Origin of the sequence: Modestobacter sp. VKM Ac-2986 (genome assembly GCF_026967795.1) — a bacterium.
Taxonomy (GTDB): Bacteria; Actinomycetota; Actinomycetes; order Mycobacteriales; family Geodermatophilaceae; genus Modestobacter.
Genome location: NZ_JAPVBH010000008.1, coordinates 102082 through 114758 on the forward strand (window position 1 = coordinate 102082; position 12677 = coordinate 114758).

13 protein-coding genes are annotated in these 12677 nt (G+C 73.7%); 4 read left to right on the top strand and 9 right to left on the bottom strand.

All coding sequences use genetic code 11. The features are described from left to right. Positions 1-3: 3 nt before the first annotated feature. The 4 genes from O2W14_RS18990 to serS form a co-directional block, all read right to left on the bottom strand. Positions 4-2787: a methyl-accepting chemotaxis protein gene (locus O2W14_RS18990; protein ID WP_269177693.1), complete on the bottom strand. Its 2784-nt coding sequence runs from the start codon at positions 2785-2787 to the stop codon at positions 4-6. A 207-nt stretch (positions 2788-2994) separates the two neighbouring features. Further along, positions 2995-3804, bottom strand: a complete 810-nt coding sequence (locus tag O2W14_RS18995; protein ID WP_269177694.1) for an HAD family hydrolase — start codon at positions 3802-3804, stop codon at positions 2995-2997. Continuing rightward, positions 3797-4825: an HAD family hydrolase gene (locus O2W14_RS19000; RefSeq protein ID WP_269177695.1), complete on the bottom strand. Its 1029-nt coding sequence runs from the start codon at positions 4823-4825 to the stop codon at positions 3797-3799. Before O2W14_RS19000 ends, O2W14_RS18995 begins: the two co-directional genes overlap by 8 nt. Continuing rightward, positions 4822-6126, bottom strand: coding sequence for a serine--tRNA ligase (gene serS / locus O2W14_RS19005; RefSeq protein ID WP_269177696.1), 1305 nt, complete (start codon positions 6124-6126; stop codon positions 4822-4824). The genes O2W14_RS19000 and serS overlap by 4 nt, the downstream gene beginning before the upstream one ends. 120 nt (positions 6127-6246) lie before the next feature. Here serS and O2W14_RS19010 point away from each other — a divergent pair, with 120 nt between their 5' ends. Beyond that, positions 6247-6672 carry a hypothetical protein gene (locus O2W14_RS19010; RefSeq protein ID WP_269177697.1) on the top strand — a complete coding sequence of 142 codons (426 nt, stop codon included), beginning with the start codon at positions 6247-6249 and terminating at the stop codon, positions 6670-6672. A 22-nt stretch (positions 6673-6694) separates the two neighbouring features. On the opposite strand, the gene O2W14_RS19015 is transcribed toward O2W14_RS19010, so the two are convergent. Beyond that, positions 6695-6985 carry a DUF1540 domain-containing protein gene (locus O2W14_RS19015; RefSeq protein ID WP_269177698.1) on the bottom strand — a complete coding sequence of 97 codons (291 nt, stop codon included), beginning with the start codon at positions 6983-6985 and terminating at the stop codon, positions 6695-6697. A 105-nt stretch (positions 6986-7090) separates the two neighbouring features. Here O2W14_RS19015 and O2W14_RS19020 point away from each other — a divergent pair, with 105 nt between their 5' ends. The 3 genes from O2W14_RS19020 to O2W14_RS19030 are packed head-to-tail and all read left to right on the top strand — an operon-like array spanning position 7091 to position 9207. Continuing rightward, positions 7091-8521: a GuaB1 family IMP dehydrogenase-related protein gene (locus O2W14_RS19020; protein WP_269177699.1), complete on the top strand. Its 1431-nt coding sequence runs from the start codon at positions 7091-7093 to the stop codon at positions 8519-8521. Beyond that, positions 8518-8865 carry a metallopeptidase family protein gene (locus tag O2W14_RS19025; protein WP_269177700.1) on the top strand — a complete coding sequence of 116 codons (348 nt, stop codon included), beginning with the start codon at positions 8518-8520 and terminating at the stop codon, positions 8863-8865. The genes O2W14_RS19020 and O2W14_RS19025 overlap by 4 nt, the downstream gene beginning before the upstream one ends. Positions 8866-8880: 15 nt before the next feature. Then, positions 8881-9207 (top strand): GroES family chaperonin, encoded by a 327-nt coding sequence (locus tag O2W14_RS19030; protein WP_269177701.1) that lies wholly within the window; start codon positions 8881-8883, stop codon positions 9205-9207. 43 nt (positions 9208-9250) lie between these two features. Here the strand turns inward: O2W14_RS19030 and O2W14_RS19035 are convergent, their stop codons facing one another. Genes O2W14_RS19035 through O2W14_RS19050 form a run of 4 tightly spaced genes read right to left on the bottom strand, consistent with a single transcriptional unit; the run spans position 9251 to position 12640 of the window. Beyond that, complete coding sequence (locus O2W14_RS19035; RefSeq protein WP_269177702.1) at positions 9251-9727, bottom strand: MerR family transcriptional regulator; 477 nt, start codon at positions 9725-9727, stop codon at positions 9251-9253. Positions 9728-9737: 10 nt separating this feature from the next. Beyond that, positions 9738-10571: an SDR family NAD(P)-dependent oxidoreductase gene (locus O2W14_RS19040; RefSeq protein WP_269177703.1), complete on the bottom strand. Its 834-nt coding sequence runs from the start codon at positions 10569-10571 to the stop codon at positions 9738-9740. After that, positions 10568-11596: an NAD(P)-dependent alcohol dehydrogenase gene (locus O2W14_RS19045; protein ID WP_269177704.1), complete on the bottom strand. Its 1029-nt coding sequence runs from the start codon at positions 11594-11596 to the stop codon at positions 10568-10570. Before O2W14_RS19045 ends, O2W14_RS19040 begins: the two co-directional genes overlap by 4 nt. 42 nt (positions 11597-11638) lie before the next feature. Then, positions 11639-12640: a quinone oxidoreductase family protein gene (locus tag O2W14_RS19050; RefSeq protein ID WP_269177705.1), complete on the bottom strand. Its 1002-nt coding sequence runs from the start codon at positions 12638-12640 to the stop codon at positions 11639-11641. Positions 12641-12677: the final 37 nt, after the last annotated feature.

Sequence of the window (12677 nt, forward strand, 5' to 3'; positions counted from 1 at the left end):
CCGTCAGTCCGCGGCGGCGAGCTGGGCGATGAGCTCGTCGACCTCACGGGAGGCGGCCTGCTGCTGGTGCGTGGACTCGGAGATGCTCAGGATCGTCTCGTTGGTCCGGGTGACGCTGCTGACGATCCGCTCGAAGGCGTTCTCGGCCCGCTTGGAGACCTCCGAGCCCTGCGACACCCGCTCGGCCGACTCCTCGATGAGCTTGCCGATCTGCTGGGAGGCGGTGAACGAGCGCTCGGCCAGCTTGCGCACCTCGCCGGCGACGATGGAGAAGCCGACGCCGTGCTCACCGGCCCGGGCGGCCTCGATCGAGGCGTTGAACGCCAGCAGGTTGGTCTGGTTGGCGATCTCGCCCATGACCCGCACGATCTCGGTGATCGAGTTCGACGACTTCTGGATCAGCGCGATGGCCTCCAGCGAGGCGCGCAGCGCCTCCACGCCCTGCCGGGCGTTGTCCTGGGTCTCGGCGGCCAGGCCGGTCGCGGTCTGGGAGCTACGGGCGATGTCCTCGATGGAGGCCGACAGCTGCTGCACCGAGGAGGTCATCTCCTTGGTGCCCAGGGCGATCCGGCGCTCGCGCTCGACCTCGGCGGTCACGTCGTAGGCGAACTTGACCACCTTGAAGGGCTTGCCGGTCAGGTCCAGGATCGGGTTGTAGGTGGCCTGGATGTGCACGTCGCGGCCGTACTTGCCCTTGCGGTGGAACCGGCCGGCCAGCACCTCGCCGTCGGCCAGCCGGATCCAGAAGTCGCGGTACTCCGGCGAGCGGATGTAGTCGTCGCTGCAGAACTCGCTGTGGTGGTGGCCCACGACCTCGCGCCGCGAGTAGCCCATCGTGCGCAGGAAGTTGTCGTTGGCGGCCAGGACGTTGCCCTCGAGGTCGAACTCGATGACCGCCTGGGCGCGGTCCACCGCGTTGACCCGGGCCTCGATCTCGGCGTTGCGCAGCTTGGTCGCGGTGACGTCGCTGGCGAACTTGACCACCTTGAAGGGCCGGCCGGCGTCGTCGAGGATCGGGTTGTAGGTCGCCTGGATCCACACGTCCCGGCCGCTCTTGTGCAGCCGGCGGTACTCCCCGCTGTGGAAGTCCCCGCTGCCCAGCTTCTCCCAGAAGTCCCGGTACTCCTCGGTGGTCGTGTACAGCGGGTCGCAGAAGATGCGGTGGTGCTTGCCCTGCACCTCCGACAGCGTGTAGCCCAGCGTGTCGAGGAAGTTGGGGTTGGCGGTGAGGATCGTGCCGTCCAGGGCGAACTCGATCACCGCCTGGGCGCGCTCGATCGCGGCGACCTTGCCGGTGAACTCGGCGTTCTGCCGCTTCGCCCGGGTGACGTCGGTGGCGAACTTGACCACCTTCAGCACACGGCCGGAGTCGTCCAGGATCGGGTTGTAGGTGGCCTGCAGCCACACCTCGCGCCCGTCCTTGTCCCGGCGCTTGTACTCACCGGACGAGTGGTGGCCCTGGCCCAGGCGCTGCCAGAGCTCCGCGTACTCGTCGGAGGCGGCCTCCACGGGGTCGCAGAACAGCCGGTGGTGCTTGCCGCGGATCTCGGTGAGCGCGTAGCCCATCGTGTCGACGAAGTTCTGGTTGGCGGTCAGGACCCGGCCGCTGAGGTCGAACTCGATGACCGCCTGCGCCCGGTCGATGGCGGCCACCTTGCCGCGGGCCTCGGCGTCGGCGAACTTGGCGTCGGTGATGTCGCTGGCGAACTTGACGATCTTGATCGGCTTGCCGCTGTCGTCGAGGATCGGGTTGTAGGTGGCCTGCAGCCACACCTCGCGCCCGTCCTTGGCCAGCCGCTTGAACTCCCCCGCCTCGTACGCGCCGCTGCCCAGCCGCGCCCAGAACTCCTCGTACTCCGGGCTGCTGGCCAGGGTCGGCTCGCAGAAGACGCGGTGGTGCCTGCCCACGACCTCGTGCAGGGCGTAGCCCATCGTCTCCAGGAAATTGGTGTTCGCGCCGAGCACGGTGCCGTCGGTCTTGAACTCGATGACCGCCTGGGCCCGGTCGATGGCGGCGACCTTGCCCCGGGACTCGGCGTCGGCCAGCCGCGCGACGGTGATGTCGCTGGCGAACTTGACGACCTTGAGCGGGTGGCCCTCGTCGTCCAGGATCGGGTTGTAGGTGGCCTGCAGCCACACCTCGCGGCCGCCCTTGGCCAGCCGCTTGTAGACGCCGCCCTCGAACTGACCGGTGCCCAGCCGCTGCCAGAACTCGGTGTACTCGGCGCTGGCGGCCACTGCGGGCTCGACGAACATGCGGTGGTGCTTGCCGCGCACCTCGGAGAGCCGGTAGCCCATCGCGTGCAGGAAGTTGCTGTTGGCGGTGAGGATCGTCCCGTCGAGGGCGAACTCGATCACGGCCTGCGACCGGTCGAGGGCGACGGCCTGGCTCTGCCGCTCCAGCGCGGCGACCTTCCCCTCGGTGATGTCGGTGGCCAGCACGACGACCTTCACCGGCCGGCCGGAGGCGTCGGGCATCGGGATGTAGGAGCCGCGCAGCCACACCTCGCGGCCGCCCTTGGCCCGCCGCTTGACCACCACGCCGGCGTCGATCTCCCCGGCGGCCATCCGCTCCCAGAACGCCGCGTACTCGGCGGACGCGGCGTGGACGGGGTCGCAGACCATCCGGTGGTGCTGCCCGATCAGCTCCTCGGCGGAGTACCCCATGAGGTCGAGGTAGTGCTGGTTGGCCGTGAGCACGGTGCCGTCGAGCGCGAGCTCGACCATCGCGGAGGACTCCCGCATGGCGGTCGCGATGCGGCGCAGCTCGAGGACGTCCTCGGGCACGGCTGCGGGGACCGGTGTGCCGGGCGCCGGGGTGGGTCGGTCGGGCAAGGGGAACCTCCGGGCAGCACGGGATGGCCTGGTCCGGCCGCGTACCGACCGGTGTCCCCTCCCTCATCGGCAGCCCCACCGCCGGGATGACCGGTACCGGGCACTCCGGTCGTGCACCACCGGACCGGACCCGGCGCGCCCGCGCCGGGTCCCGTCGGTCTAGCGCGGCAGCGACGCCAGGAAGACCGCGACGCCGTCGGCGGTGTGCGCGTCGGTGACGTCGGTGGCCGCAGCCAGCACGTCGGGGTGGGCGTTGGCCATGGCCACCGCCCGGCCGCCGCCCTCGCGCACCCAGTCGAAGGCGGCCAGGTCGTTGGGCATGTCGCCGAAGTAGACGACGTCGGCCGGCCCGAGCCCGCGCTCGGCGGCGACCCGGGCCAGCCCGGTGGCCTTGGTGACACCGCGGGCCGAGATCTCGGCCAGCGCGTCGGAGGAGGAGTTGGTGACCGTCGCGGTGTCGCCGACGACGTCGGCGACCATCTCCACGAACTGCTCCCGGGGCAGGTGCTCGTGCCGGGCCAGCAGCTTGGCCACCGGCTGGGCGACCATCTCCGCCAGCGTGGCGACCGAGACGCCGGGGGCGTCGACGTCCCACCGCGGCTGGTAGATCGGCTCGTGTCGGAACTGGTCGCCGTACTCGACGGCGAACCAGGTGTCCGGCTCGCGGCGCCGCAGCTCGCCGGTGACCTCCTCCAGCACGTCGGTGGTGACCGGGTGCTCCTCCAGCACGGTGAACGGCTCGAGGTCCAGCAGCACCGCGCCGTTGCAGCAGACCGCGAGGCCGCTGCCCAGCTGCTCCCGGATGCCCAGCATCCAGCGCGGCGGCCGGCCGGTGGCCAGCAGCAGCGGGACACCGGCCTCGGCCCAGCGGCCCAGCTCCTCCAGCGTCGTGTCGGTGATGACCTCGTCGGGGCCCAGCAGGGTGCCGTCGATGTCGCTGACGATCAGCGACGGGCGCCAGTCAGCCACCGTGCACCCCCGGCGCACCGTCGTCGAGTGCACCGTGGTCGAGGGCACCGTCGTCGAGGGCCAGGAGGGCCTCGAGGTAGCGGGCCACCCCGTCGGCGTCGTGACCGCTGGTGCGGTCGGCGGCAGCGGCGCGGACCGCGGGGTGCGCGTTGGCCATCGCCACCGCACGGCCCCCGCCGGCGGTGACCGCCTCGATCATCGGCAGGTCGTTGGGCATGTCGCCGAACACCAGCACGTCGGACAGCTCCAGGCCGAGGTCGGCCAGGACGACGGCGAGGCCGGTCGCCTTGGTGACCCCGGGCGGCAGCACCTCGATGAAGCCGAGACCCGCGTGGGTCAGCTCGGCGTCGGCGGGGTCGACGACGGTGCGGGCGAGGGCGACCAGCTCGTCCTCCACCAGGCTCGGCGAGCGCAGGAAGACCTTGAGCACCGCCCCGACCGGGAGCACCTCGTGCCGCGGCAGCAGCTGCGCGGGCTCGGGGTAGGGCCAGTCGAAGCCGTGCTGGACGCGCAGCGGGCGCAGCGCCTCCACCTGGTCGGCGGCGTCCTCGACGGCGACCACGAGCTCACCGGCCACCTCCTCGATGGCCGCGATGACCCGGGTGGCGACCTCGCGCGACATCCCGACCGTGCGCAGCACCTCGTCGGGCGCACCACCGGTGCCGAGGCGGACGACGTACCCGCCCTGGGCCAGGACGGCGAGGCCCTGCCCGGCGAGCGCCTCCCGGACGCTCTCCAGCAGGCGCGGCCCCCGGCCGGTCGCCCCGACCACCGGCAGCCCGGCGGCACGGCAGGCGGCGACGGCCGCGTGCGTGCGTGCGCTCACCACGCCCGCGCCGTCGAGCAGCGTGCCGTCCATGTCGCTGACCACGACCCGGGGCCGCCAGCTGCCCAGCCGCGCGCCGAGGTCGCCCAGGTCGACGACGTCCCGGGCCAGGGCCGCCCCCGCCGGCGCGGTCAGGCCGGCGCCGGTCGGGACGCCGAGCACCGGGGCAGCGCCGTCCGGCAGCAGGCTGCTCATGCGGGCACCCCCGGCCCGGCGACCGCGGCCAGCGACATGCCGGGGGTGAGCACGGCGTGCCCGCCCAACCAGGGGCGCAGCGCGGCGGGCACGTGCACCGAGCCGTCGGCCTGCTGGTGCACCTCGAGCAGGCAGGCGATGGTGCGGGCGATGGCGCAGAGCGTGCCGTTGAGGGTGGCCAGCGGCTGCGGCTTGCCGTCGGCGTCACGGGAGCGGATGGCCAGCCGGCGGGACTGGAAGGTGGTGCAGTCCGAGGTGCTGGTCAGCTCGCGGTAGGCGCCCTGGCTGGGGAACCACGCCTCGATGTCGAACTTGCGGGCGGCACTCGTGCCCAGGTCGCCGGCGGCGATGTCCACCACCCGGTAGGGCAGCTCGAGGAGCTGGAGGAACTCCTCCTCCCACTGCAGCAGGCGGCGGTGCTCGGCCTCGGCCTCCTCGGGCGGACAGAAGCTGAACATCTCGACCTTGTCGAACCAGTGCACCCGGATGATGCCGCGGGTGTCCTTGCCGTAGGAGCCGGCCTCGCGGCGGAAGCAGGAGGACCAGCCGGCGTAGCGGCGGGGCCCGGCGGAGAGGTCGAGCACCTCCTTGCTGTGCATCCCGGCGAGCGCGACCTCCGAGGTGCCGACGAGGTACAGGTCGTCGCGCTCGACCCGGTAGATCTCCTCGTCGTGCTCGCCGGTGAAGCCGGTGCCCTCCATCGCCTCGGGCTTGACCAGCGCCGGGGCGATCACCGGGATGAAGCCGGCGGCCACCGCCCGGGTGATCGCCAGCTGGGCGAGGGCGAACTCCAGCAGGGCGCCGGGGCCGGTGAGGAAGTAGAAACGGGCGCCGGAGACCTTCGCGCCGCGCTCCATGTCGATCGCGCCGAGGGCCTCCCCGATCTGCAGGTGGTCGCGCACCTCGAAGTCATAGGTGGGCACCTCGCCCACGGTGCGCAGCGTGACCGCGTCGTCCTCACCGCCCGGCGGGACGTCGGGGTGGACGACGTTGGGGATGCGCAGGTGCGCGGCGCGCAGGACCTCGTCGGCGGCGCGCTCGGCCTCCTCGGCCTCCTTCACCGCGGCGGCCAGCGCCTTGGCCTTCTCCAGGATGGCCGGACGCTCCTCCTTGGAGGCGCCGCGGACGGCGAGGGAGGCGGCCTTCTGCTCCCCGCGCAGGTCGTCGGCGGCCTTCACCGCGGCCCGCCGGTCGGCGTCGGCGGACAGCAGGGCGTCGACCAGGGACTCGTCGGCTCCCCGGGCACGCTGGCTGGCGCGGACGAGGTCGGGGTTCTCGCGGACGAGGCGCAGGTCGATCACGCCTGTGATCGTAGGTGGCGGACCGCCCGGCTCCGGTGATCTCCCGGTGACGACGGTGGACGTCCCGTGCACCTGAGGTTAGCCTCACCTTGCCGGAGGCCGTCGTCGAGAGGTGTGTTCGTGTCCCTGCAACTGCCGGTGCGCAGTGTCGTGGTCCTGCTGGGCCCCGCCGCCCGGCGCGCAGCGGTCCTCGCCGCCCTCGACCCGGACAGCGCCCGGTGCGCCGGGGGGCACGCAGCGCTCGGGGTGGGCCGGGTGACGGCCGGCGCCGGTGACGGCGTCCCCGCCCGGCTGCGCACCCTGGCCGCGGCTGCAGGACAGGCCGTCGTCCTCGTCGACCGGCTGACCGACGGGCTGGGCACGTCCGACCGGCGCACGGTCCTGGCCGCGCTCGCGACCCTGGCGGCGGCCGGGCACACCGTGCTGGTCGACGACGCCGACCCGGTGGCCGCCCTGGCCGTGGCGCAGGCCGCACTGCGGGTGCCCGAGACCGGCCGGCCGCACCTGGAGACGGCGCTCGACGACCTGGCGGTGCCCGCCGGCTGACCGCTCGAGGCGGTCGGTGGACTCAGCGCGCGGAGTAGGTCAGACAGTCGGCCTTGTCGTCCGCCGACCCCACCTGGACGCTCGCCGCGGTGCACTCGAGCGACTCGTTGTGGGTGCAGTCGCTGCGGTGGCAGGCGCCGACCACACCGGTGCGGTCGAGGCCGGAGCGGAACGAGATCTCGACGAAGGTCCCGCAGTGCGCGTGGTCGCCGCCGATGGTGATCGCACCGGCGTGACACGCCTCCTCGGCGTTGTAGGAGCAGCTGCTCGCCGAGCAACCCTGGACCTGGGGCATCTCCTGGAGTGTGGTCATGGTCACAACGATGACAGCCTCCACACCCGCCCGCCAGCAAGGCGAGGCTGGCCTGAGGACCCCTCCGGCGCGGCGCCGCCGTCCCGCGGCTGGGACCATCGGGGCATGCGCTTCCTGGGCGACCGCCGTCCCGACCACGACCTGACCTACTCCGACGTCTTCATGGTGCCGGGGCACTCGACGGTCGGCTCCCGGCTCGAGGTCGACCTGACCACGCCGGACCGGGTCGGGACGACGATCCCGGTCGTGGTCGCCAACATGACGGCGATCTCCGGCCGGCGGATGGCCGAGACCGTCGCCCGGCGTGGCGGGGTCGCCGTGCTGCCGCAGGACATCCCGGTCGACGTGATCGGCGAGGTCGTGTCCTGGATCAAGTCCCGCGACACCGTCTACGACACCCCGATCACGCTGGGCCGCACGGCCACGGTGTCGGAGGCGCTGTCGCTGATGGGCAAGCGCGCGCACGGCGTCGTGGTCGTGGTCGAGGCCGGGCGCCCGGTCGGCATCGTCACCGACGGCGCCTGCCGGGACGTCGACCGGTTCACCCAGCTGTCGGAGGTCATGACCCACGACCCGCTCACCATCCCGGCCGGCACCGACCTGGCCAAGGTCTTCGACGTGCTCTCCGACGAGCGGGTCAACGCCGCCCCCGTGCTCGACGGCGACCGGCTGGTCGGCCTCATCACCCGCAAGGGCGCGCTGCGCTCGGCGATCTACGCCCCGGCCGTCGACGCGCAGGGCCGGCTGCTGACGTCAGCGGCCGTGGGCATCAACGGCGACGTCGCCGGCAAGGCCGAGGCGCTGCTGGCGCACGGCGTCGACGTGCTCGTGGTGGACACCGCGCACGGCCACCAGGAGAAGGCCATCGAGGCCGTCCGCGCGGTCCGCGCCGTTGCCGGGTCGGTCCCGGTGGTGGCCGGCAACGTGGTCACCGCCGAGGGCACCCGTGACCTCGTCCAGGCCGGCGCGGACGTCGTCAAGGTCGGCGTCGGCCCGGGCGCCATGTGCACCACCCGGATGATGACCGGCGTCGGGCGCCCGCAGTTCTCCGCCGTCGAGGAGTGCGCCGCGGCCGCCCGCGAGCTGGGGAAGCACGTGTGGGCCGACGGCGGCGTCAAGCACCCCCGCGACGTGGCCCTGGCGCTGGCCGCGGGTGCGGCGAACGTGATGGTCGGCTCCTGGTTCGCCGGCACCTACGAGAGCGCCGGCGACCTCTACGACGACGGTGGCCGCAAGTACAAGGAGAGCTTCGGGATGGCCTCGGCGCGCGCGGTGAAGGCCCGCACGTCGACCCAGAGCGGCTTCGACCGGGCCCGTGCGGCGCTGTTCGAGGAGGGCATCAGCTCCTCGCGGATGTACCTGGACCCGGCCCGCCCCGGCGTCGAGGACCTCATCGACGGGATCGTGGCCGGGGTGCGGTCCTCGGCGACCTACGCCGGCGCGCGCACCGTCGACGAGTTCCACGAGCGGGCGGTGCTGGGGGTGCAGAGCGCGGCCGGCTACGAGGAGGGCCGCCCGCAGCCCACCAGCTGGTGAACCCGCTCCCGCTCCCCCGGTTCGAGGAGCTGGTCGCCGACGCCCTCGACGAGGTGCCCCCGCAGCTGATGGGCCTGCTGGACAACGTCGTCGTCCTGGTGGAGGACCGGCACCCCGAGGAACCGGACCTGCTGGGCGTCTACGAGGGGTACGCGCTCACCGAGCGGGGTGCGGACTACGGCGGCACCCTGCCGGACCGGATCATGATCTACCGCGAGGCCATCTGCGACATCTGCGACGACGAGGACCAGGTGGCCGAGGAGGTCACCATCACCGTCGTCCACGAGATCGCGCACCACTTCGGCATCGACGAGGAGAAGCTCCACAGCTTGGGTTGGGGCTGACGTAGCGTCGTCGCCGTGCCCGAGGACGCTGCCCGTCTCCCGATCAAGATGCTGCACGACCGCCTGCTGGTCTCCCTCCGCAAGGAGGACGGCGACCGGCGGTCCACCGGCGGCATCCTGATACCGGCCACCGCGCAGGTCGCCAAGCGCCTGGTCTGGGGCGAGGCCCGCGGCGTCGGGCCGAACGTCCGGCAGGTCGCGGTGGGCGACCAGGTGCTGTTCTCCCCGGAGGACCAGCACGAGGTCGAGGTGCACGGCGAGGACCTGATCATCCTGCGCGAGCGCGACGTGCACGCCGTCGCCGCCGAGCGGATCGAGGAGTCGACCGGCCTCTACCTGTAGCGGTGGGAGGACCTCCCCACCCCTCGCACGCTCGGGCGGGCCCCTACGAGGAGGCCTGGGGCAGCAGGCCGGCCAGCAGGCCGTCGTCGTCCATCTGCTCGAGCACGTCCTCGGGGACGTCGTCCTCGCAGTCCAAGCCGCGGGCGATCAACCGGCGGTAGGTCTCGATCTTGGCCTGCACCACCGCCAGGTCGTCCTGCAGCTCGGCCAGCCGCAGCTCGATCTGGACGCACTGCCGCTCCAGCAGCGCCATCCGGCCCGGGTGGTTGGCCAGCTCGCCGCTGCCGGCCTCGACGAACGCCCGCACGTCGGCCACGGGCATGCCGGTGCGGCGCAGCGCCTGCACCAGCCGGATGAAGCGCAGCGCCCCCGGCGGGTAGCGCCGCTGGCCGCTCGCGCTGCGCTCGACCAGCGGCAGCAGCCCCTCGCGCTCGTACCAGCGCAGCGTGTCGATGCTCAGGCCGGTCTCCTCGGAGACCTGCCGGATGCCGAGGGACGTCTCCCGGGTGACCGCGGTCATGACGGCCAGGCTAGGCGGCGGCACGGCGTCCCGTCCGGTCCTCGGCCGCCGCCCGCCCGGTGATCGCCGCCATCAGCAGCACCGCGCGCCGCCGGGTCAGCAGCCGCACGACCGGGAGCGTGGCCCGGTTCGCCCGCCCGACCGCCACGCTGGGCGGCGGGGTGCGACTCTCCAGCGCCCGGAACGCGGTGAGCACCACCTCCTGCGGGGACTGCCGGCCGCGACCTCCGTCCGCGGCGTCGGTGCCCAGGACGTCGAAGAACTCGGTGTCGGTGGCGCCCGGGGAGAGGGCGAGCACCCGCAGCCCGCTGTCCCGCGACTCGGCCCAGAGCGCCTCGGTGAAGCTGAGCACGAACGCCTTCGCCGCGGCGTAGGTCGCCATGTCGGGCGTGGACAGGTAGGCGGCCATGCTCGCCACGTTCACCAGCACGCCGGTGCCGGCCGCCCGCAGCCGGTCGACGAAGGCCCGGCTGACGTCGACCAGCGCGGTGACGTCGACGGCGATCATCTCGGCCAGCCGGTCGGCGTCCTCGGAGTGGAAGGGACCGTGCGTTCCGAAGCCGGCGCAGTTCACCACGCTGGTGACCGCGATCCCTCGCCGGTCGACCTCCGCGGCCAGCGCCCGGCCGGCCGCTGGCCGGCTGAGGTCGGCCGGGACGACGTCGACCCGGACGCCGGAGGACGCGGTCAGCTCGACGGCCAGGGCGGCGAGCCGGTCGGCCCGCCGGGCGACGAGCACCAGGTCCGAACCACGGGTGGCCAGCTGCCGGGCGAACTCGGCGCCGATCCCCGCGCTGGCGCCGGTGACCAGCGTGGTCTGCCTGCGCCAGTCGACCCGGCTCACGGAGCCACCGCCAGCACGAACCGGTACCGGACGTCGCCCTTCGCCAGCCGCTCGAACGCCGTGTTCACCTCGGCGAACGGCAACACCTCGACGTCGGCGGTCAGCCCGTGCTCGCCGCAGAAGTCGAGCATCGCCTGGGTCTCGGCGGTGCCGCCGGAGCCGGAGACGGTGAGGCTGCGGCCCAGCAGGCCCATCGGCGAGACCGTGTAGCTCTCCGGCAGGCCGAGCACGCACAGCGTCCCGTCCAGCCGCAGCGCCCCCAGGTAGGGGCCCAGGTCGTGCGCCCCGGAGGCGGTGTCCAGCACGAAGTCCAGCCGCCCGGCGACCGCGGCCATCGCCTCGGCGTCGGTGGAGACGACGACGTCGTGCGCCCCGAGGGCCCGGGCGTCGTCGGCCTTGGCCGCCGAGGTGGTGAACACCGTGACCCGGGCGCCCAGCGCGACGGCGAACTTGACCGCCAGGTGGCCGAGACCGCCCAGGCCCACGACGCCCACCTGCGTGCCCGGCCCGATTCCGGCCCGGCTCAGCGGTGACCAGGTGGTGACCCCGGCGCACAGCAGCGGGGCGACCGCGGCCGGGTCCAGCCCGGCGGGCAGGGCGTAGACGAAGGCGTCGCGGACGACGTACTCGGTGGAGTAGGCCCCCTGGGTGGGGCTGCCGTCGCGCAGGTCCCGGCCGCCGTAGGTGGTGGCGGGGAACTGGCGGCAGTAGGGCTCGCGGTGCGCGAGGCAGCTGTCGCACTCCCCGCAGGAGTCGACGATGTTGCCCACGGCGACCGCGTCACCGACAGCGAAGCGGGTGACGTCGGCGCCGACGGCGGTGACCTCGCCGGTGAACTCGTGCCCGGGCACCAGCGGCGGGCTCCCGGCGGAGAGGCTGTCGACGGCGTGCAGGTCGCTGTGGCAGACCCCGACGTGGGTGACCCGCACGGCGACGTCGTCGGCCCGCAGGTCGCGGCGGGTGAACTCGATGGGCTGCAGCGGCTCGGACGGTGCGTACGCGGCGAACCCGGTGACTGTCCTCATGCCCGGCGACGCTAGGAGCTGGAGTGCACTCCAGCGCAAGCGTCAGGGCAGCAGCGCGAGCTTCCCGCCGGGGTGACCGCCGGCCAGCAGCTCCAGCGCGGCGCGCGCCTCGGTCAGCGGGAACGTCCGGGCCATCGGGACGACGAGCCGGCCCTGGCCGGCCAGCTCGACCAGCCGGGCCCGCGCCGCGTCCCGGAACGCCTTGCTGGCCGGCATCGCGCCGCCGATCGCCCGGATCCCGTCGCGCGCCGCCCGGCCCTGCGCGGCGGTGGTGACGATCCGCTGCCGGTCGGCGACCAGCTCCAGCGAGACGTCGACGGCCTCGTCGGTGCCCACGGCGTCCAGCGCGGCGACCACCCCGTCGGGCGCGAGCGCGCGCACCCGGTCGGCCAGCCCGTCGCCGTAGCGCACCGGCTCGCCCCCGAACCGGGCGACGACGTCGGCGCCGGCCTCCCCCGCCGTCCCGACGACCCGGACGCCGAGCAGCGCGGCCTGCTGCAGCACGCTCACGCCGACCGCGCCGGACGCCCCGTGCAGCAGCACCGTGTCGCCGTCCCGCACGCCGGTGACGTGCAGCATCTCGGCGGCCGTCGTCCCGGCCAGGAGCAGGTTCGCCGCCTCCTCGGGCGTGAGCGCCGCCGGCCGGGCGAACACCGCGGACGCCGGCACCGTCACCTCGGTGGCGTAGCCGCCGCGGACCCGGAAGGCGAGCACCTCGTCGCCCACCTCCCCACTGCCGGAGGCGATCTCGGTGTCCGGGCCGAGGGCGGTGATGCGGCCGGCGATCTCGTAGCCGATCGCGATCGGCAGCTGGTCGCGGTCACCCGAGCGCGCGACGTGCTTGGCGTCGGCGGGGTTCACGCCCGCGGCGGTGACCGCGATCGTCACCTCCCCCGGCCCGGGGGCCGGGACGTCGACGTCCACGAACCGGAACACGTCGAGCCCGCCGAAGTCCGTCGCCACCCAGTGCTGCGCCACGTCCCCAGCGAACACCCGCGCGTCGGACCCGGCGACCGGGAGGCTGCGCGGCGACCGTGCGGTCACCGGGGTCAGGAGGGTCGCCGGTGCCCGCTGAGCGCAC

What these genes read in the sequence shown, in the direction of transcription:
- O2W14_RS19000 (WP_269177695.1), bottom strand. Translation starts at nt 4,825, where the DNA reads ATGAGCAGCCTGCTGCCGGACGGCGCTGCCCCGGTGCTCGGCGTCCCG.
- O2W14_RS19015 (WP_269177698.1), bottom strand. Translation starts at nt 6,985, where the DNA reads ATGACCACACTCCAGGAGATGCCCCAGGTCCAGGGTTGCTCGGCGAGC.
- O2W14_RS19020 (WP_269177699.1), top strand. Translation starts at nt 7,091, where the DNA reads ATGCGCTTCCTGGGCGACCGCCGTCCCGACCACGACCTGACCTACTCC.
- O2W14_RS19035 (WP_269177702.1), bottom strand. Translation starts at nt 9,727, where the DNA reads ATGACCGCGGTCACCCGGGAGACGTCCCTCGGCATCCGGCAGGTCTCC.
- O2W14_RS19045 (WP_269177704.1), bottom strand. Translation starts at nt 11,596, where the DNA reads ATGAGGACAGTCACCGGGTTCGCCGCGTACGCACCGTCCGAGCCGCTG.